This window comes from Mitsuaria sp. BK037 (assembly GCF_014193045.1).
Lineage (GTDB): Bacteria > Pseudomonadota > Gammaproteobacteria > Burkholderiales > Burkholderiaceae_C > Roseateles.
In genome coordinates, this window is the sequence record NZ_JACHYS010000001.1 from 1,192,932 (window position 1) to 1,210,562 (window position 17,631).

The window sequence follows — 17,631 nt, forward strand, 5'->3', positions numbered from 1 at the left end:
GGGTCATGGCGCCGTCGCGACGGCGCGGATGGCGGGCGCGGCGGGCGCGGCGGCCGTTGGGGAGGTGGCCGTTGCGGTGACGCGGCCCTGCAAGCGGGCGATGACCTCGTCCCGCGGCCCGTCCATCGCCACGCCTTGCGGCGTCAGCACGATCACGCGATCGACCAGCGCCAGCATCGAGAGGCGGTGCGTTACCAGCAGCAGGGTCGCCTCGGGTTTGAGGAGCTGCTTCATCAGGCGGACCGTCGACTGTTCCAGCGCGTCGTCCATCCCGGAGGTCGGCTCGTCGAGCAGCCACACGGGACGGTCGGCGAGGACCAGCCGGGTCAGCGCGACCAGTTGGCGCTGGCCGCCGGACAGGCCGCGACCGCCCTCGGACAGCTTCCGGTCCAGGCCCAGCGGGTGCTGCGTCACCATGGGCCAGAGGCCGGTCTTGCGGCAGGCCGCCATCAGCAGGTCGTCGCTGACGTCGGGCAGCCCGAACAGCAAGTTTTCGCGCAGCGTGCCGGCGAACAACCAGGCGTGCTGCGGCCCGTAGGCCAGATGCGACGCACGCCAGCCGGCGTGGATCTGCTGCTGGTCCACGCCGTCCAGGTAGACCGTGCCGCGCGTCGGCTTGGACAGGCCGCAGGCCAGCGACAGCAGCGTCGTCTTGCCGGCGCCGACGGTGCCGAGGATCGCGACCTTGTCGCCCGGACGGACGTGCAGGTGACCGATGCGCAGCGGGTCCTTCTGGCCGGGGTAGGCGAACTCGACGTCGTCGAATCGCAGCTCGCCGCGGAGGGTCTCGGGAACGATGGGGCGCTCGATGGCCTCGTTGTCGACCTGCAGCTTGAAGATCGCGTCGAGCGCCTTCATCGAAGCCCGGGCGCTGCCCAGTTGCACCAGCAGCGGCGGGATGGAGGCCAGCGGCGACAGCACGCGGCCCGAGAGGATCGAGCAGGCGACGATCGCGCCCTGCGTCAGGTGTCCCTCGATCGCAAGGACCGCGCCGACGCAGATCAGCGAGACGTAGCTCGCCTGCTGCAGAGCCGCGGCGATGTAGGAGGTGGTGTCGCTTTCATGCTTGAGGGCCAGGCTCTGCGTGGCATTCACTTCGCACAGGCCGGCCCAGCGCGCCTCGAAGCGCCAGGCGGCGCCCAGGCCCTTGATGGCCTCCGTGCCTTCGATGGTTTCCACCAGCAGGCCGGTCTTGGCGTTCGCGCCGGACTGGTTGCTGGCGGTCAGGCGGACGATGCGCCGGGCGCGCAGCAGGCCGGTCAGCACGGTGACGCCGAACAGCACCAGCGCCGGCAGCGCCATCCAGAAGCCGCCGATCGCCGCGATCACCAGGGCGAAGATCAGGGCCATCGGCATGTCGAAGAGCAGGAACAGCGTGCTGGTCGACAGGATCCCGCGGATCGACTCGAAGCTCTGGACCTGCGACGCGAGCGTGCCGACCGAGCCCGGGCGCTGATCCAGGCGCACCGCGTTCAGGCGGGCCATCAGCGCCTTGGAGATGCCGACGTCCAGGCGCTTGAGTCGCGGCTCCAGCAGCGAGGCCCGGGCCAGCTTCAGCAGGAACTCGATCAGCACGGCCAGGCCGACGCCGGCGGTCAGCACCCACAGGGTCTGGACGCCCTGGTTCGGAATGACCCGGTCGTAGACCTGCATGGAGAAGAAGGAGATCGCGATGCCGATCGTGGCCAGCACCAGGGAGAGTCCGGCGGCCTCCATGAAGATCGGCCATTGCCCGCGGACCTGCGAGAGCATCATGCGGCGCGCGCTGGTGACGCTCGACGGCGCACGGTCCGCGTCGGCGATGGCGTGGAGGCAGGCAATGCCGTCGAGGACGAGCTCGCGATGGACGGCATCGGCGCCGGCGCAGGCCCACAGGCCGTGCGCGGTGCGGGCGGTCACCACCTGCCAGCCGTGTTCGGCGTGATGGCACAACAGAGGCAACGCGGCGCGTTGGGGCTCGGGCAGGACGACGAATCGGGTCTGCTCGTCCACGCGCCCGGCAAGTTCGCGCGCCGCGTCCAGGCCGTCCCCCGCGAGCGCCGACGACGCGGCGTGCTGGCGGACGCGTTCGATCGGAACGGGCCGGCCCGTGATGCGCATCCATTGGGTGAGGACGGCGGCAAGCGCGTCGGAGGCGGGCGGCGGCGCGGTCGTCGAATCGGACGACGAGGAGAGGAGGGCGGTCATGGCGGATCCTGAAATGGGGGCGACGAGGGGGGAAGCAGGCTGCGGGCGGTCAGTCGCCAGCGGCGGCGTCGCCCAGCAGCAGGCCCAGGCGGTAACGGCCGGCGCGTTCGTCGATCGCGGCGTCGCGCTGGGTCTGGCGGGTGGCGTGGGCTTCGCGGACCATGTTCAGCAGGTCCAGCCAGGCGCGTTTGCCGGCGTCGAACTGCCGGCGGTAGGACGCCAGCACCTCTTCGCCTGTGGCGGCGGTGAGCTCGGCGTTGCGCAGCGACGCGCCGGCGGCGGCGAAGCGCGTGTATTCCAGCTGGTAGTTGCCCAGGAGGTCCTGTTCGGTCGCGTCGACCGCGGCCTCCGCGGCGGCGATGCGGGCCCGCGCGGCGTTGACGCCGGCGAGTCCCGACAGGCCGCCCTGCAGGCCCGCCTGGAACACGAGGCCGACGCGCTGGTCCCGGTAGGCGCCGCTCTGGTGCTCCAGGCGCAGGCTGATGGTGGGCAGCAGCGCCGCCTTGGCCTTGGCCAGTTCGTCGCGCGCCAGGTCGACGTTGGCGCGAGCCAGCGCGATCTCGGGCGAGAGCTGGATGTGGTCCAGCACCTGGTGCAGCTCGGGCGGGGCGGGCTGGGCGCCATCGAGCGCCGCGCCCAGCGACGGCTCCACCGGGCGGCGCGCCAGGCGGGCGAGGCGGTCGCGCTGCAGGCCTTCCTCGAGCCGTGCCTGGGCCAGTTCGGCCTGGACGGCGCTTTCCCGGGAGGCTGCGAGCGCCGCATCGGCGTTCGTCGCGACGCCGGCCAGGTGGCGGCGCCGGATCATGTCCAGGAGTTGGCGGTGGCTGTCCTGGAGCGTCTCGAGCGCCTGGACGCGTCCGCGCGCCTTTGCCCAGTCCGCCCAAGTCTGGACGATCCGGAGTTTGAGCTGCAGCTGCGCCGCGAGCAATTCCTGCTGGCTGCCGCGCAGGGCGGTCCGGGCAGCGCTGAGGTTGGCGGTCAGCAGGCCGCCGCTGAACAGCGGCTGCTGCACGCGCACCACGTTCACATAGCGATGGGTGCCGCCCGCGAGTTCCCGGCTGATGCTGGGCGACGCGCCGAACTGCCATTTCGCGGCGGTGATGCCGTCCTCGGCCGCGGTGATCGAGGCCCGCGCGCGCTCGATCGAAGGATCTTCGGCCAGGGCGGTCAGCAGGAAGTCGTCCATCGCGGCGCCCCAGTGGGACGCGGGAGGCGTTACGGCAGGCTGGCTGGGGGCCGAGGCAACCGAGGCCGCGGCTTCAGGCGCGGGGATCGCCGCGGAGGCGTCGTCGGCGATGGCCGGGATGGCGGTGGCGGAGAGGGTCGCGGCGATCGCGATATATCGCCAGGTTTTCGAACCGGGAATATGGATCCAGGTCGTCGCTGGGCAGGGGTTTTGAGTCAGCACCGGAAACTCCGTGGAGTGGTTTTGCTTCGGTGCTCAGTTTCCTTTCTCGTCTCGCCGGCCAACAATAGCATTCATTTGCTAGCCTTTTGTCACTCTTTGATCTGCTGCCCCTGGATGCCGAATTGCGACTAGCAAATTTGAGTAGTGCTGGCCAGCGGAGGCCGGCGGGGAATGTCGGTTGCCAACATCCCGTCTTCACCCCTTCCCCGAGGAGTCGTCATGACTAACCCTTCTGAAGACCTGGAGCCCTGCATGCGGGCCTGCGCCGAGGCGCTGCTCGCGACCCGGCAATGCGCGAACGCCTGTATCCGTTCCGGCGACCGCACCCTGGAAGCCTGCGCCCTGCTGAACCTGGATTGCGCCGCCCTCTGCGAGGCCACCCTGGGCGCGCTCTCCCGGGAGTCCGAGCATCACGGTGACTTCTGCGCGTTGTGCGCCCACCTGTGCCGGGCGTGCGCCGAGGAGTGCGAGCGGCATTCCCATGCCCATTGCAAGCGTTGCGCGCAAGCCTGCCGCGCCTGCGCCGAGGCCTGCGACGTGCATGCGGGCGAGCGGCATCGGCTGCAGCCGGGCCATTGAGCGGCGCAGCCCGCGTTCGGTACTTGCCTGGCGCGACGCCGATATTCACCTTTCCGATGGTGAATTCCTCGCTTGGCTAGCGTTTATATCGCCGTGATCGAGTTTCCAGCGGGATATTCCGTGGAGGCGAGTGTTCGTGGATTTGGATCAACTGGAGATATTCGCGTCAAGGGCTATGACTCCGGTTTGCCGTCGAATATTCACTTTGATTTGACGTTTCGCAAAAGCGAAGCAGCCACGGCCGCCCGGCTGCGCTCGTCAGCGAGGAGCGACCACCTCGTGGCGCGGTGCCGCGACGGCCGCCACCAGCGGCAAGGTCAGGGTCGAACGCGCCCCGTCCGGGCCGCGCTCGAAGCGGTACTCGCCGCCCATGCGGCGCGCCCGCTCGCGCATGTTGATGAGCCCCTGCCCGGTGGAGGTGCCGAACGCCGGCCGCACCGCGGGTGCGGGGCCGGCGGCGGATTGGCCGTCGTCCTCGACCACCACGACGAGGACGTCGCCGTCCAGCCGCAGCGAGAGGTTCAGGCGCGAGGCGCGGGCGTATTTCAGCGTGTTGGCCACGCTCTCCTCGACGATCCGCATCACCTCCTTGGACAGCCCGCCGAGCAGCACGCATTCGCGGTCGTTCTCGATGTCGTAGCTGACCTGGAAATCGGGCGCGCTCAGCAGCGCGTCCAGATCCACGCCGTAGTCGAACAGGATGTCCTGGATCGGCCGGTGCTCGGTGGTGTCGGTCTCGCTGATGACCTCGCGCACGCCCTGCAGCACGTCCAGCAGGCCGCGCTCGACCTGATCGCGGTCGAGGCGGCCATCCCGGACGCTGAAGATCGTCCGCACCAGCTTCGACCCGATGCCGTCATGCAGCTCGCTGTAGATCCGCTCGCGTTCCTCCTGCGCCGCCTCGCCGCGCTCGAGGTCGCGCTGCCGGGCGTGGCTGACGGCCAGTTCCATCTCGCGCCGGCGCAGCGCTTCGGCCAGGATGCGGTTGGCCTCGCGCACATGCTCGACGCTGACGCGGAACTTCGCCAGATGCACCCGGGCCATCACGATCAGCAGCGGCGGCAGGGCGAGGTGGGTCAGGTAGATCGGCGCGGTGAGCAGGCGCATGAGCGTCCCGTCGTCCTCGCGGGGCGCGCGCCGCACCAGCTGCATCAGCACGTTGTAGTCGTGCAGGATGAGCGCGCCGGCCGCCAGCACCACGACCAGCAGCAGCACCGCGTCGCTGCTGCGGGTGCGCCACGCGTGGCGCGCCAGCCGCAGGATCGCCCAGGCCTGGAAGGGCACCAGCACCCAGATCCAGAACATGTCCAGGTCCCACTCGACCACCTGTCCCAGGAAGGGCCAGACCGTCGCCGCCCCGGCCGAGATGGCCACCAGCGTCGTCAGCGCGCGGCGGCTCAGCGGCTGGTCGATGTAGCGCAGGATGAACTGGATCAGCAGCACGTTGAGCGCGCCCGCGCACAGGTAGAAGGCCCAGAGCCAGGCGGGGCGCCACCCGGCCGGCATGTAGATCCACAGCGACAGCGTGTAGACGGCCGCCCAGATCAGCGACGCCGCGCCCAGCAGCCCGAAGGCGGGATCGCTGCGATTCGCCAGCCACACGCCCACCATGAACAGGCCGGCCAGCAGGCAGAAGCCGCGCGACGCGTTCGCCAGGGTGCGGCACAGGAAATGGATCGACTCGGCGACGTAGGCGGCGTGATCCGCCGGCCCGATCAGCACGGGCGCGATCGTGAAGTAGGGCTCCCAGCTGTTCACTTCGAGGGTGATCCGGTTGGGGCCGTCCCGGCGCAGCAGCTTGCGCGGCAGTTCCACCACCAGCGGGCGGAACCACATGAAGCGGGCCCGCGCGCTGGATTGCGCCAGTCCGTTGATCCAGACGCCGTTGAGGTAGATGTCCGCGCCGTTGATCGCCTGCGAGAGCACCAGGCTCTTGGCGGGCGGACGGTGCGCCGTGGCCGCGTCGCCGTCGCGCGCGGGGTCGAAACCGTCCTCCGGGCCGATGAACGGGTCGAGGTCGATCTCGAAGACGGCGCGGTGCAAGGACTGGTCGCCGTCGGTGCGGATGAACGCGGGCAACGCGAGCCGCTCCCGGGCCTCGACGAGCCGGCCGCCCGGGCCGCGGCCGTCCGGGTCGCCGGGCGCGACCTCGCGGAGTTCGAAGCGGCTGACCGCGGGCACCGCGGCCAGCAAGCCGCCGGGCAGGCTGGCCGCCCAGCCGGCGAACAGCACGATCAGCAGGAGGACCGCGCACGCGGCGCCGAGGCCGACCCATCGCGCGAGCCGGTCGTCCAGGGCTGGCGACCCCGGCAGCGTGTCGGGCGTCAAGTCAGTGGAGCGCGAGATTCAGCTGGTCGACCACCGGGGCCCAGTCGGCGTCCTCCAGCAGCATGTCGCGCAGCGCCTTGGCCTGGGCCGGCGTCCAGAACGGCGCGTCCTGGACTTTCACGTCACCGGGCAGCGGACGGTGGCGGGTGATGAAGGCGCGGATGTCGGATTCGGCGGCGGGCAGTCCCAGTTGCTCGAACAGCGCCGAGAACGGGTGGACGACAGGCTCCATGGGGACACTCCTTGCGCGGTTGCGGGTCGCACATACTCATCAAGGCTAACATCACCAGCCTAACTCACAAGAGCCAGCTACCTGGCCGCCACACCTCGGGTCGGAGGACATCCGCGGCGCGAGCGCCCCCGGATGGAATGAGAGAGCAGTGATCACCACCCATTTCCACATCTGCGCGTTCTTTGACAGCCGCGAGGAGGCCGGCCAGGTGCTGGCGCCGTTCTACCGCGAGGCGCAGGCGCGCAACGAGTGCAACCTGCACCTGGTCGAACCCGACGGGCTGGACGAGCATCGCGAGCGGCTGGCCGCCGCCGGCATCGACGTGCCGGGCTGTGAGCATCGCGGGCAGCTGGTCCTGCGCCCATGGCCGGACGAAGCGGGCGCCTTCGACGTCGAAGGCCTGCTCGAGGCGATGGACCGCGCCACGGCGGAGCGCGGCGCGGCGTCCGGCGCCTTCGACGGGCTGCGGGTCATGGCGCAGATGGGCTGGGCGGTCCGCCCCGGCATCGACCGGCTGGACCTGCTGGAATACGAAGCACGGCTCAATCGCGTGCTGGACACGAACCAGCAGCTGGCGATCTGCGTCTACGACCTCGCGCCGCTGGACGGGGCCACCATGATGGACCTGCTGCGGACGCATCCGCTCACGATGATTGGCGGCGTGCTGCGCGAGAATCCCTTTTTCACGCCGCCGGCCGAGATGCTGCGCGAGCTGTTCGCGCGTCGCGCCACCGGCCGGCGCCGCGGACGGTCGGCACCGGCGGCGCTTCCAGTGCCGGCGCCAGGCCGGCGTGCCGAATGACGACGATGTCCCGAGAAAGAGAACCGTCCGCCGCCGACCGGGCGCTGCGAGACCTGATGGGTTTGCTGGCGCTGCCCGCGCTGTGGGTGGGCCGTGACGCCGCCACCGTGCTGCAGCTGACGACCGAGGCGGTCAACCGCATCGTCGGCACCGCGGTCTGCCTGGTGCACGCGCCGCTGGTGCCCGACGCCGCGCCGACGACGCTGCTGCAGCTGGGCGGGGTGCGTGTCGCGCACGATGCCTGGACCGACTTCATCACCGCCTGCCGGCAGATGCCCGACGCCGCCGACGCCGCCACCGCGCTCGAATCGCCGCTGGGCACCCTGCGCGTCGTGCGGCTCTACCTCGGGCCGGCGGGCCGGGCGGGCAGTCTGTGGTTCGGCTCGTCGCGACCGGACTTCCCCTCCGCCCACCAGAGCGCCTTCATGCGCGCGGCGGCGACGCTGGCCTCCACCGGCCTGCATGCCGCCCGGCTGGATCACGAACGCGAGCGCGCCGCCAGCGCCAAGGATGAGTTCCTGGCGATGCTCGGTCACGAACTGCGCAATCCGCTGGCGCCGATCTCCACGGCGCTGCACCTGATCCGGCTGCAGACGGGCCAGCTCTCGCGCGAGCACGAGATCATCGAGCGCCAGGTCGGCCATCTGTCCAAGCTGGTGGACGACCTGCTCGACATCACCCGCATCACGCGCGGCAAGATCGAGCTGTCGCGCGAGCCGGTGGACGTGCCCTTCCTGCTCAGCGACGCGATCGAGGGCGTCAGCCCGCTGCTCGAGGAACGCAACCACCAGTTGCGGGTCGCCTGCGAGGTCGGACCGGAGCTGCGCCTGGTCGGTGATCGCGCGCGGCTGCGGCAGGTGGTGGTCAACCTGCTCAGCAACGCCGCCAAGTACACGCCGACGAACGGCGAGATCCGCGTCGCCGCGCGGGCCGAGGGGCAGGCGCTGGTGATCGAGGTGCAGGACAACGGCGCCGGCATCGACGCCGAGATGCTGCCGCGCGTGTTCGAACTGTTCGAGCAGGGCTCGACGACGCTGGACCGCTCCAAGGGCGGGCTCGGCATCGGGCTGGCGATCGTGAAACAACTCGTCGAGATGCATCACGGCCAGGTGGCGGTGCACAGCGAGGGACCGGGGCAGGGCGCGACCTTCCGGGTCACGCTTCCGGCCGAGATCCATGCGGCGCCGCCCGAACCCGGCCCCGCGGCCGAGGCGCTGGACACGCTGCCGCCGGTGCAGGGGCGGGTGCTGGTCGTGGACGACAACCGCGACGCCGCCGAGACGCTGGGGCTGGCGCTGCGCTACGCCGGCTACGACGTGGTCACCACCACGCTGCCGCAGGAGGCGCTGGACCGGCTGCGCGGCTCGCGCTTCGATGCGGCGGTGCTCGACATCGGCATGCCGGTCATCGACGGCTACCAGCTCGCGATGCTGATCCACGACGAGCTTGGCGCGGGCGCGCCGCGGCTGATCGCGCTGACCGGGTACGGCCAGGCGTCCGACCGTGACAAGGCCCTGAGCAGCGGCTTCGACGAGCACATGGTCAAGCCGATCGACCTGGACCGGCTGACGCGCACGCTCGAGCGCCTGATCCGCGCCTGATCCGCGCCTGATCCGCGCCGACGCGCGTTCAGGCGTGTGTCGACGCGCATGTCGGGGCGTGCCCGGGCGGCGCGCTCGGACAGGCGGCCCGCGGGCGGGACGCCCTCCTAGAATGCCAGCCCAATGAGCACGCCCGGAACCTCCCCGTCCTCCTCGCCGAGCGCCCCCGCGCCGGCGCCCGCGCATGTGGCGATCCTCGACGACGAGATGGACATCACCCAGCTGCTGGCCGGTTACCTCGCCACCCACGGTTTCCGCACGACGCAGCTGCACACCGGGCGCGCGCTGATGGCGCTGATGGCCGACGATCCGCCCGACCTGGTGCTGCTCGACCTGGGCCTGCCGGGCGAGGATGGTTTCGTCATCGCGCGGCAGCTGCGGGAGCACTGGCGCTGCGGCCTGGTCATCGTGACCGGGCGCGGCGACGCGGTGGACAAGGTCGTCGGGCTGGAGGTCGGCGCCGACGATTACGTGACCAAGCCCTTCGACCTGCGCGAGCTGGTCGCGCGGGTGAAGGCCGTGCTGAGACGACTGGCGCCGGGTCCCGATGGGGCCGCCGGTGCGGGGGCGTCGGCGACATCGGGTGCCGCGTCGCCGGCCTCCGGCGCGCCAGGCGTGCCGGCCCCGGGAGGCGCGCGCTGGCCGGGCGGGGAGATCGTCCACGACCTGTCCGCCGGCCGGGAGCGCCTGCATTTCGAGGGCTGGACCGTCGACCTCGCGGCGCGTCTGGTCACCGGCCCCGACGGCGCCGAGGTGGCGCTGACCACCGGCGAATTCGACCTGCTGCACACCTTCCTGCTGCATCCGGGGCGGGTGCTGTCGCGCGACTTCCTGCTGGAGCAGACGCGCGGCCGGGAGTCCGGCCCCTTCGACCGCACCATCGACGTGCAGGTGGGGCGGCTGCGCCGCAAGCTCGGCGCCGAGTCGGGCGAAGGCCAGTGGATCAAGTCGGTGCGCGGCGCCGGTTATCTCTTCGCGCCGAGGGTGACCTCGACGCTCTCGGGCTGAGGTGGCGATGGCGACCTGGCCACCTGGCGTCGAGGAACACGCTGTCTTCCGCGCGCTGTTCGCCGCGTCGCCGGACGGGCTGATGCTGGTCGACGGCAGCGGACGGATCTGCCTGGCCAATCCGACGGTGTCGCAATTGCTGGGCTACGCGAACGAGGAGCTCGTCGGCGCCCCGGTCGAGATGCTGGTGCCCGATGCCATCCGCCCGCGCCACGCGGCCTATCGCCGGGCCTACGGCAGCGCGCCCCGCGCGCGACCGATGGGCGGCACGGCCACCGAGCTGGTCGCGCGGCGGCGCGACGGCTCCGAGGTGATGGTGGAGATCGCGCTCAGTCCGCTGCAGCCGCTCGGACTGCCCTACACAATGGCATCGATCCGTAGCGTCGCCGAGTACCCGCGCGTGCGCCAGGCGCTGCAGCGGGCCCGCTACAGCGAGCATCTGGCCCAGCTCGGCCGCATCGCCGTCGACGCGCTGGATCCGCAGGAGGTGCTGCAGCAGGCGCCGGTGATCGCCGCCCAGGCGCTGGAGGTCGAACTGGCGATCGTGTTCCTGCTCGATCCCGGCCGCTCGACGCTGCGCGTGGCCGGCGGCGTCGGCCTGCTGGCCGAGGAGGGACTGGGCGCCGTGGTGCCGAACCGGCCCGACACGCCGCCCGGCTTCGTGCTGACCGAGGGGCGGCCGGTGATCGTCGAGGACTACGGGCGCGAGACGCGCTTCGCCGTGCCGGCCACCTATCGCCGCGAGGGCCTGGTGTCGGCGCTGTCGGTGCCGCTCTCGGACCGCGGCCGGCCGGTCGGCGCGCTGGCGGTGCGTTCGCGCCAGGCCAAGCGCTTTGGCGACGCGGAGCTGCGTTTCCTCGAGTCCGTCGCCAACCTGCTGGGCACCTGCCTGCAGCGCGCGCAGACCGAGGAGGCGCTGCATCACTCGCAGCGGCTGGAGGCGGTCGGGCAACTGACCGGCGGCATCGCGCACGACTTCAACAACCTGCTGACCGTGATCCAGGGCAACCTGCAGGTGCTGGCCGACCTGCCGGCGGTGACCGACGACGGCTTCGCGCCGCAACTGGTGGCGGCCGCGACGCGGGCCTCGCGACGCGGCGCGGAGCTGACCGGCAAGCTGCTGGCGTTCTCCCGCCGGCAGATGCTGCAGCCGGCCAGCGTCGACGTCGCGGCGATGATGCGATCGCTGGCCGACATGCTGCGCCGCACGCTGGACCAGCGCATCCGCATCCGCATCGAGGTGGCGCCCGACTGCCCCGATGTCCAGGCCGATCCGGCGCAGCTGGAGTCGGCGCTGCTCAACATCGCGATCAACGCGCGCGACGCCATGCCCGAGGGCGGCGAGCTGGTCTTCGAGGCCGCGCCGCTGGGCGTCGTGCCGCCGGAGCTGCGGCGGGAACTGGAGGAAGACGGGACATCGCCCGATCCGGACGGCCCGGCGCGCTATGTCCGCATCGCGGTGACCGACAACGGCGTCGGCATGCCGGAGGACGTCAAGGAGCGGGCCTTCGAGCCCTTCTTCACCACCAAGCAGGCCGGTCGCGGCACGGGACTCGGCCTGAGCACGGTCTACGGCTTCGCGCGGCAGTCCCGCGGGGCGCTCGCCATCGACAGCACGCCGGGCCGTGGCACGACGCTCACGCTGATCCTCCCCCGACCGCCGGACGCGCCGGAGGGCGCGCTGGACGGCGATGCCGTCGTGGAGACGGTGCCGGCGGGCCTGCGGGTGCTGCTGGTGGAGGATGACGCGGAAGTGCGCGCGGTGGCGCGGCGCTTCCTGACCGACCTGCGGTGCCGGGTCGTGGCCTGCGCGAGCGGGGAGGAGGCCTTGCGGCACCTGCGCGAGGTCGCGGACCGCGTTGAGGGGGGCGAGGGCGGCGAGCGGCCGCAGTTGCTGGTCAGCGACATCGCCCTGGGCGCCGGCATGCGGGGCACGGAGCTGGCGGGGGCCGTCCAGCAGGCCTGGCCCGACATCGCGGTGCTGCTGGTGTCCGGCTTCTCCGCCGAGTTGCTGGGGTCGGGCCCGGAGGCCGCCCTGGGCTGGGAGCTGCTGCCCAAGCCCTATGACCGCACCGCGCTGGCGCGGGCGATCGCGAAGGTGCTCAGCCGCTGAGGAGGCGGCGTGTCCGCCGCCACGATCACTGGACCGCGGCCGGGCCGGCGTCCGGCAGGCCGCCGATGACGAACTGCTCCAGCCGTTCCAGGTTGGGGATCGAGATCTGCCGGCGGCCGCGTTCGCCGAAGCGGATGAGGCCTTCGCGGCTGAGCCGGGACAGGCAGCGGCTGACGGTCTCCAGCGTCATGCCCAGGTAGTTGCCAAGGTCGGCGCGGGTCATGCGCAGCGTCAGCTCGTCGGCGCGCAGGCCGCGCTGGTGCATGCTGCGCGCCCAGGCGCAGAGGAATTCCGCCACCCGCGCCAGCGAGGCCAGCGTGCAGACCGACATCAGCGACTGCCGCTCGTGGGTGATCTCGGTACTCATGCCCTCGTGGACGATGGCCATCATCTCCGGATGGCGCGCGCAGGCCTCGGTGAGGGTGTCGTAGGGAATGATGGAGATGTTGCCGGTGTCCATCGCGACGGCGTCGCACGGATGGCGGCCCTGCGCGATGCCGCTGAAGCCCAGCCAGTCGCCCCGGAACTTCAGGCTGACGATCTGCTCGCGGCCATCCAGGCTGCGGCTCACCAGCTTGAAGGCGCCGGCGTTGATCAGATACACGGTGTTGAAGGGCTGCGCGGCGCGGAAGATCATGTCGCCGGCGCGCACGACCTTGGCGCTGGGCTGGACGAGGTCGCGGATGATGCGCATCGCTTCGAGCATGCGCTGGTGGGGATCGCGCGGGGAGGGACGGGTGTCGCTGGTGGCCACCGTGAAGGGGCGCGTCAGCGGACGGAGTTCGGAGACGGCGGTCGCGGCCGGGGGCAGCGCGAGGGCGGCGAGGCGGGAAGCGGCGGGGACGAGGGGGATGCGCGGGCGACCTGCCGGGGCATCGCGCAGACGGTCGCGGGAGAGGTCGCTCGAGGGGGGGGCGATGGCGCTGTGCATGATGGTCTCGTGGTTGGTGGCGTTGAAGGGATGCTAGGAAGCGCGCGCAACGGCTGCGCCAATCCTTGACATCGCTCGGCAACAGTTGGTGAACCCTCGGTGACGGTTCAGTAACGGACCCTCAAGACGTCGCAGTGTTCCTGCGCATCGAGGCGCGCCAACCGCCGTCGTTTGACATCCATCAACGCTTTCCGGCGCGGGCTGACTACGCTCCCCAACCTCGCTGCCGACGCGTGTCGGCCGGGCCCCCTCCAGCCCCTCGCGCCCCTCACGCGTCCTCCCTCCTAAGCCTGCGTTCCGCGCCTGTCGACCATGCCGCATCACGCCCCGCCGCTGTCTGCGATGCCGACCTCCGTCCTGCCCTTGTCCGCGACCGCGCTGGACCGGTCCGCGGACGAGCTCGCGCAGGCCACGCAGCGCGGCGCGCCGCATCGGCCGCTGGTCGGCATGCGACTGGGGCTGTTCTGCGGTGACGAACGGTCCGAGACGGTCCGCTGCTTGCGCGAGGCCGCGCAGGCGCTGGGCGCGCAGGTCACGATGCTGGACCCGGCGCGGGCGCTGGAGGAGGGCGCCGCGCTCGACGAGATCGCCCGGCTGCTGGGCCATCTCTACGCGGCGGTGGCGTGCGAAGGCGTGCCCGCCGCCGTCATGCGCGGCCTGGCGATGGCCGCGGTGGTGCCGGTGCTGGACGCGCGGGCGGTGCTGGCGCCCGCGTCTGGACGCGGCACGGGCGCCGAGCGGCGCCCGTGGATCGCGCAGGCGGCGCTGCTGGCCGCGCTGCGCTGAAGCGCGCTTACTTCTTCTTGTCGGCCGCCTTGGTGGCCTGCTCCAGGGCCTGCGCCTCCTGCAAATGATGCTGCAAGGCCGGCAGCATCTTGGCGGCCCAGGCCTTCACGTCGGCGTCCTTGGCGTCCTTGGACGCCTTCTCGAACAGCTTGACGGCGTCCTTGTGGGCGCCGACCTGGTTTTCGGCGTAATGGTGGTCGAAGCTGGTCCCGTCGCGCTGCTCCAGGATCTTGGCCTTGCCCTTCTGGACCATCGAGGCATCGGTCGGGAGCTTCACCCCCTTGGACGCGGCCAAGGTCTGCAGTTCCGAATCCGCCTTCTTGTGGTCGTCGATCATCTTCTGGGCGAAGGCCTTGACGTCGGCGCTAGTGCCCTTCTTGAGCGCGAGGTCGGCGGCCGCGATCTCGGCGAAGTTGGACTCGGCGGCGTTCTTCATGAAGCTGCTGTCCGCGTGCGAACGCGCCGCGGAGGCCGGCGCGGCCGCGGTCGTGGCGGTCTGGGCGGCGACGGTGCCGGCGGCCAGGGCGCCGCCCAGGGCGAAGGCGATCGCGGCGATCGCGGGCAGGGCGCGCGGGCGGGAGGAGGCAATGACGGTCATGGGGATCACTCCATGAAGTGGTGATGCCCGGGAGACAGCAATCCCGGTTCCCGCGCCGCCGCCGTCCGCCGCGTGGCCTCGATCGCGCGTCAGGATGTCGGCAGCGCCTTGTACTGCTGACCCACCTCCGTCAGCGTGCCGGCGGCGCCGAACAGGCTGGTGAAATGCGGATCCGGCGACCAGCGGCCGGTGAACCACGCATAACGGAGCACGTCCGCGCGGGTTTCGCAGGTCTTGACCATGTCCGCCATCTGCGCCTTCTGCTTGGCCGCCGAGTCGACCTGCGCGCTTCCGTCGCCGACATGCCAGTTGGCCATCTCGGTGATCCAGAACGGCTTGCCGTACTTCTCCAGCCGCTTGAGCTGGTCGGCCAGCCCGTAGTCGTACCAGTGGAAGGCGAGCGCGTCGATCTGCGGGTCGCGCCCGCCGTTGGCATTGCGGTAGGCGGCGATGAAGGCATCCATCCAGACCACCGGGTCGGCGTAGCCGGCCATCGTGCCCCAGGTGATCGCCGGACCGACGAGCTTGACGCCCGTCTGGCGCGCGACCTCCTCATACCGCGGCCACTGGGCGGCGGCTTCCGCCGGCGTCTTGTTGGCCTGGTCGGTCAGGTTGGGTTCGTTGAGCACCAGCAGGGACTTCACGGCCGGACGCGACTTCAGGTAGGCGACCACCTCCGCCGTGTCGAAGTCGAAGTTCCACAGCATTGGCACATGGTCCATCGCGCCGGCGATGGCGGGCTGGGCGAGCACCGCCGCATTGGGCTTGAGCGCCCAGTTCACCCACCAGCCGACGGTGCCGCCCGACAGCGCGCGGCGGCGGCGCGGGCGGGGTGGGCGCGGCAGGTGCGGCCGGTTCACCACCACCGCCGCCGCCGCAGGCAGACAGCGTCGCGCCGAGGACGCCAGCGCCGGCGAGGGTGAGCAGGCGACGGCGCTGGGCGTCCGGCGGCGGCGGGGCGACGAGCGCGTTCAGGGGATCGACCGCGTTCGCGGCGGCTGGCATCGGGGTTGGCTTCATGGGGCGGGCCTCTTCTTGGATGGAGGCGGCCCGCCGCTCTCCCTCCCGAGGAGAACGCGTCGCGCGGGCCTCGTGCGCCCGCGGACCGGCGGAGCCGCCGGATCGACCTGTCCCTGACAGAAGGGACAGGTCTTGCGGGGGCGGAGTATGGCCGGGCGTTCGTGTTCTTGTCCCGCACCGAAACACATCGTTAAGGTTTCCCTGCGTTTGCATTAACAGCGCTACCTCCAAAGAGGCAAGGGTCGCCGGCTGCCCGTTCCGTGGCGATCGCGCCGCGGGCGGGCGGCGGTGCAATCCCTAGGCTGAGCGCCTCCCTGGGGGGCAAAGTGACTTTCGACCACTGTGCGCGGTTACAGCTGTCAATAGAGTCCATGGCATGCAACTGTTCCGCTGCCTCCGACGCGATGGCTGATCTCGACCTCGACGCGCTGCTTGCCCCGCTGCAGGACGACGCCCCGTGTGGCGCCGACCTGGAGTACGACCCTGCCTTCCTCGCCCTGGAAGCGGCGGGCGCCGGCAAGCCGGAGCAGCAGTACGGCGACACCGTCATCCCGGCCGAGGAGCCGGATTGGCCCGCCGTGCACGAACAGGCCCTGGCCCTGGCCCGGCGCACCCGCGACCTGCGCGTGGCCGTGTGGCTGGCCCGCGCCGGCGCCCGGCTGCACGGCTTCGGCGCGGCGCTCGACGGCCTGTCGCTGATCCGCGGCCTGCTGGAGCGCCATTGGGCGCATGTCCATCCGCAGCTGGACGCCTCGGACAACGACGACCCCACGATGCGCCTGAACGCGCTGCAGCCGCTGGTCAGCGGCACCGCCGCGATCGCCGATTTCCGCGCCGCCAGCCTGACCGGCCAGCGCGGCGGCCCCCGGGTGCGGGACGTGGAACTGGCGCTCGGCAATGCCGATCCGATCGCCGATGAATCCGTGCCCTCGCCCGAAGGCCTGATGGCCGGACTGGCGGCGCAGGCCGCGAACGATCCGACGCTGGCCGCCCGGCTGCATGAATCGCTCCCGATCGCGCAAGGCATCGTCGCGGCGATCGAAACCCAGCTCGGCGCCGGCCAAGGCCCCGATTTCGCACCGCTGCTGCGCCTGTTCAAGCCGCTGGCCGCCGCCGCCGGACAGCTGCAGGGGCAGGGCGGCGAGGCGGTTGCGGCGCCTGTGGACGGCGCCAGCGCGCCGGCCGGCCTCGCGGTCGGCGCCGTGGTGGCCGGCGCGGTCGCCGCGCCCGGCACCATCGCCAGCCGCGACGACGCGGTCCGCGCGCTGCAGCGCGTGTGCGAATGGATCGAGCGCCACGAGCCCAGCAATCCCGCACCGCTGCTGATCCGCCGCGCGCAGCGGCTGATGAGCAAGTCCTTCCTGGAAATCATGCGCGACCTGAATCCGGACGGCGTGCATGAGATCGAGAAGCTCGCCGGCACGCCGAGCGAGTGATCCGCATCGCCTTCCTTCCCTCCACGGTTTCCACCCTTCACCCGATCCACGCTTCAAGGAGCACCCCATGGCCACCAGCAGCCAGAAGTTCATCGCCAGGAATCGCGCCCCGCGCGTGCAGATCGAGTACGACGTCGAGCTCTACGGCGCCGAGAAGAAGGTCCAGCTGCCCTTCGTGATGGGCGTGTTGTCGGACCTGTCGGGCAAGCCCACCGAGCCGCTGCCGCCGGTGTCGGACCGCAAGTTCCTGGACTTCGACGTCGACAACTTCGACGCCCGCATGAAGGCGATGAAGCCGCGCGTCTCCTTCGCCGTGCCCAACACGCTGACCGGCGAAGGCAACCTGATGGTCGACCTGACCTTCGAGTCGATGGACGACTTCTCGCCCGCCGCGGTCGCGCGCAAGGTGGACGGCCTCAAGCAGTTGCTCGAGGCGCGCCAGCAGCTGGCCAACCTGATCACCTACATGGATGGCAAGGCCGGCGCCGAGCAGCTGATCGCCAAGGTCGTCAAGGACGAGGCGCTGCTGAAGTCCCTGGCCTCGGCCCAAAAACCCGCCGACGACGCCGCCGCGCAATAAGCGCCGCGCGCCCTCAGACCCC

The 17,631-nt window shown here is 71.3% G+C and carries 15 protein-coding genes; 8 read left to right on the plus strand and 7 right to left on the minus strand.

The window, feature by feature from the left end; all coding sequences use genetic code 11:
* Positions 1 to 3: 3 nt before the first annotated feature.
* Complete coding sequence (locus tag FHT37_RS05220; RefSeq protein WP_183479274.1) at positions 4 to 2,187, minus strand: ATP-binding cassette domain-containing protein; 2,184 nt, start codon at positions 2,185 to 2,187, stop codon at positions 4 to 6.
* A gap of 49 nt (positions 2,188 to 2,236) precedes the next feature.
* Positions 2,237 to 3,595: a TolC family protein gene (locus FHT37_RS05225; RefSeq protein ID WP_183479276.1), complete on the minus strand. Its 1,359-nt coding sequence runs from the start codon at positions 3,593 to 3,595 to the stop codon at positions 2,237 to 2,239.
* A gap of 219 nt (positions 3,596 to 3,814) precedes the next feature.
* Between FHT37_RS05225 and FHT37_RS05230 the strand changes: the two genes are divergently transcribed.
* Positions 3,815 to 4,174, plus strand: coding sequence for a four-helix bundle copper-binding protein (locus FHT37_RS05230; RefSeq protein ID WP_255489492.1), 360 nt, complete (start codon positions 3,815 to 3,817; stop codon positions 4,172 to 4,174).
* Positions 4,175 to 4,432: 258 nt separating this feature from the next.
* Here the strand turns inward: FHT37_RS05230 and FHT37_RS05235 are convergent, their stop codons facing one another.
* Both FHT37_RS05235 and FHT37_RS05240 read right to left on the minus strand, forming a co-directional pair.
* The gene (locus FHT37_RS05235; RefSeq protein WP_183479278.1) at positions 4,433 to 6,502 is read right to left on the minus strand and encodes a sensor histidine kinase; all 2,070 of its coding nucleotides are present in this window, start codon (positions 6,500 to 6,502) and stop codon (positions 4,433 to 4,435) included.
* Position 6,503: 1 nt separating this feature from the next.
* Positions 6,504 to 6,734, minus strand: coding sequence for a DUF2789 domain-containing protein (locus FHT37_RS05240; protein WP_091724430.1), 231 nt, complete (start codon positions 6,732 to 6,734; stop codon positions 6,504 to 6,506).
* Positions 6,735 to 6,882: 148 nt separating this feature from the next.
* Here FHT37_RS05240 and FHT37_RS05245 point away from each other — a divergent pair, with 148 nt between their 5' ends.
* From FHT37_RS05245 to FHT37_RS05260, 4 genes are all read left to right on the plus strand, one after another.
* Positions 6,883 to 7,536 (plus strand): MEDS domain-containing protein, encoded by a 654-nt coding sequence (locus tag FHT37_RS05245; RefSeq protein WP_183479279.1) that lies wholly within the window; start codon positions 6,883 to 6,885, stop codon positions 7,534 to 7,536.
* Between the two features lie 5 nt (positions 7,537 to 7,541).
* Positions 7,542 to 9,137, plus strand: coding sequence for an ATP-binding protein (locus tag FHT37_RS05250; RefSeq protein WP_183479281.1), 1,596 nt, complete (start codon positions 7,542 to 7,544; stop codon positions 9,135 to 9,137).
* Positions 9,138 to 9,260: 123 nt separating this feature from the next.
* Positions 9,261 to 10,145, plus strand: a complete 885-nt coding sequence (locus FHT37_RS05255) for a winged helix-turn-helix domain-containing protein (RefSeq protein ID WP_183479283.1) — start codon at positions 9,261 to 9,263, stop codon at positions 10,143 to 10,145.
* Between the two features lie 7 nt (positions 10,146 to 10,152).
* Positions 10,153 to 12,258, plus strand: a complete 2,106-nt coding sequence (locus FHT37_RS05260; protein ID WP_183479285.1) for an ATP-binding protein — start codon at positions 10,153 to 10,155, stop codon at positions 12,256 to 12,258.
* 25 nt (positions 12,259 to 12,283) lie between these two features.
* On the opposite strand, the gene FHT37_RS05265 is transcribed toward FHT37_RS05260, so the two are convergent.
* On the minus strand, positions 12,284 to 13,189 hold the full coding sequence (locus FHT37_RS05265) for a Crp/Fnr family transcriptional regulator (RefSeq protein WP_255489493.1): 906 nt from the start codon (positions 13,187 to 13,189) through the stop codon (positions 12,284 to 12,286).
* A gap of 342 nt (positions 13,190 to 13,531) precedes the next feature.
* Here FHT37_RS05265 and FHT37_RS05270 point away from each other — a divergent pair, with 342 nt between their 5' ends.
* Positions 13,532 to 13,975 (plus strand): hypothetical protein, encoded by a 444-nt coding sequence (locus tag FHT37_RS05270; RefSeq protein ID WP_141225266.1) that lies wholly within the window; start codon positions 13,532 to 13,534, stop codon positions 13,973 to 13,975.
* A gap of 7 nt (positions 13,976 to 13,982) precedes the next feature.
* Here the strand turns inward: FHT37_RS05270 and FHT37_RS05275 are convergent, their stop codons facing one another.
* Together FHT37_RS05275 and FHT37_RS05280 are read right to left on the minus strand one after the other, a co-directional pair.
* Positions 13,983 to 14,573 (minus strand): DUF4142 domain-containing protein, encoded by a 591-nt coding sequence (locus tag FHT37_RS05275; protein WP_183479287.1) that lies wholly within the window; start codon positions 14,571 to 14,573, stop codon positions 13,983 to 13,985.
* Between the two features lie 89 nt (positions 14,574 to 14,662).
* Positions 14,663 to 15,433, minus strand: a complete 771-nt coding sequence (locus FHT37_RS05280) for a glycosyl hydrolase (RefSeq protein WP_221210958.1) — start codon at positions 15,431 to 15,433, stop codon at positions 14,663 to 14,665.
* Between the two features lie 564 nt (positions 15,434 to 15,997).
* Here FHT37_RS05280 and tssA point away from each other — a divergent pair.
* Positions 15,998 to 17,029 (plus strand): type VI secretion system protein TssA, encoded by a 1,032-nt coding sequence (tssA, locus tag FHT37_RS05285; protein WP_183479289.1) that lies wholly within the window; start codon positions 15,998 to 16,000, stop codon positions 17,027 to 17,029.
* A gap of 67 nt (positions 17,030 to 17,096) precedes the next feature.
* Positions 17,097 to 17,609: a type VI secretion system contractile sheath small subunit gene (tssB, locus tag FHT37_RS05290; protein ID WP_091724438.1), complete on the plus strand. Its 513-nt coding sequence runs from the start codon at positions 17,097 to 17,099 to the stop codon at positions 17,607 to 17,609.
* Positions 17,610 to 17,631: the final 22 nt, after the last annotated feature.

Bases quoted from the DNA above. Each gene is read 5' to 3' on its own strand.
- FHT37_RS05220 (WP_183479274.1), bottom strand. From the start codon at position 2,187: ATGACCGCCCTCCTCTCCTCGTCGTCCGATTCGACGACCGCGCCGCCG.
- FHT37_RS05230 (WP_255489492.1), top strand. From the start codon at position 3,815: ATGACTAACCCTTCTGAAGACCTGGAGCCCTGCATGCGGGCCTGCGCC.
- FHT37_RS05240 (WP_091724430.1), bottom strand. From the start codon at position 6,734: ATGGAGCCTGTCGTCCACCCGTTCTCGGCGCTGTTCGAGCAACTGGGA.
- FHT37_RS05250 (WP_183479281.1), top strand. From the start codon at position 7,542: ATGTCCCGAGAAAGAGAACCGTCCGCCGCCGACCGGGCGCTGCGAGAC.
- FHT37_RS05255 (WP_183479283.1), top strand. From the start codon at position 9,261: ATGAGCACGCCCGGAACCTCCCCGTCCTCCTCGCCGAGCGCCCCCGCG.
- FHT37_RS05260 (WP_183479285.1), top strand. From the start codon at position 10,153: ATGGCGACCTGGCCACCTGGCGTCGAGGAACACGCTGTCTTCCGCGCG.
- FHT37_RS05265 (WP_255489493.1), bottom strand. From the start codon at position 13,189: ATGCACAGCGCCATCGCCCCCCCCTCGAGCGACCTCTCCCGCGACCGT.
- FHT37_RS05270 (WP_141225266.1), top strand. From the start codon at position 13,532: ATGCCGACCTCCGTCCTGCCCTTGTCCGCGACCGCGCTGGACCGGTCC.
- FHT37_RS05275 (WP_183479287.1), bottom strand. From the start codon at position 14,573: ATGACCGTCATTGCCTCCTCCCGCCCGCGCGCCCTGCCCGCGATCGCC.
- tssA (WP_183479289.1), top strand. From the start codon at position 15,998: ATGGCTGATCTCGACCTCGACGCGCTGCTTGCCCCGCTGCAGGACGAC.
- tssB (WP_091724438.1), top strand. From the start codon at position 17,097: ATGGCCACCAGCAGCCAGAAGTTCATCGCCAGGAATCGCGCCCCGCGC.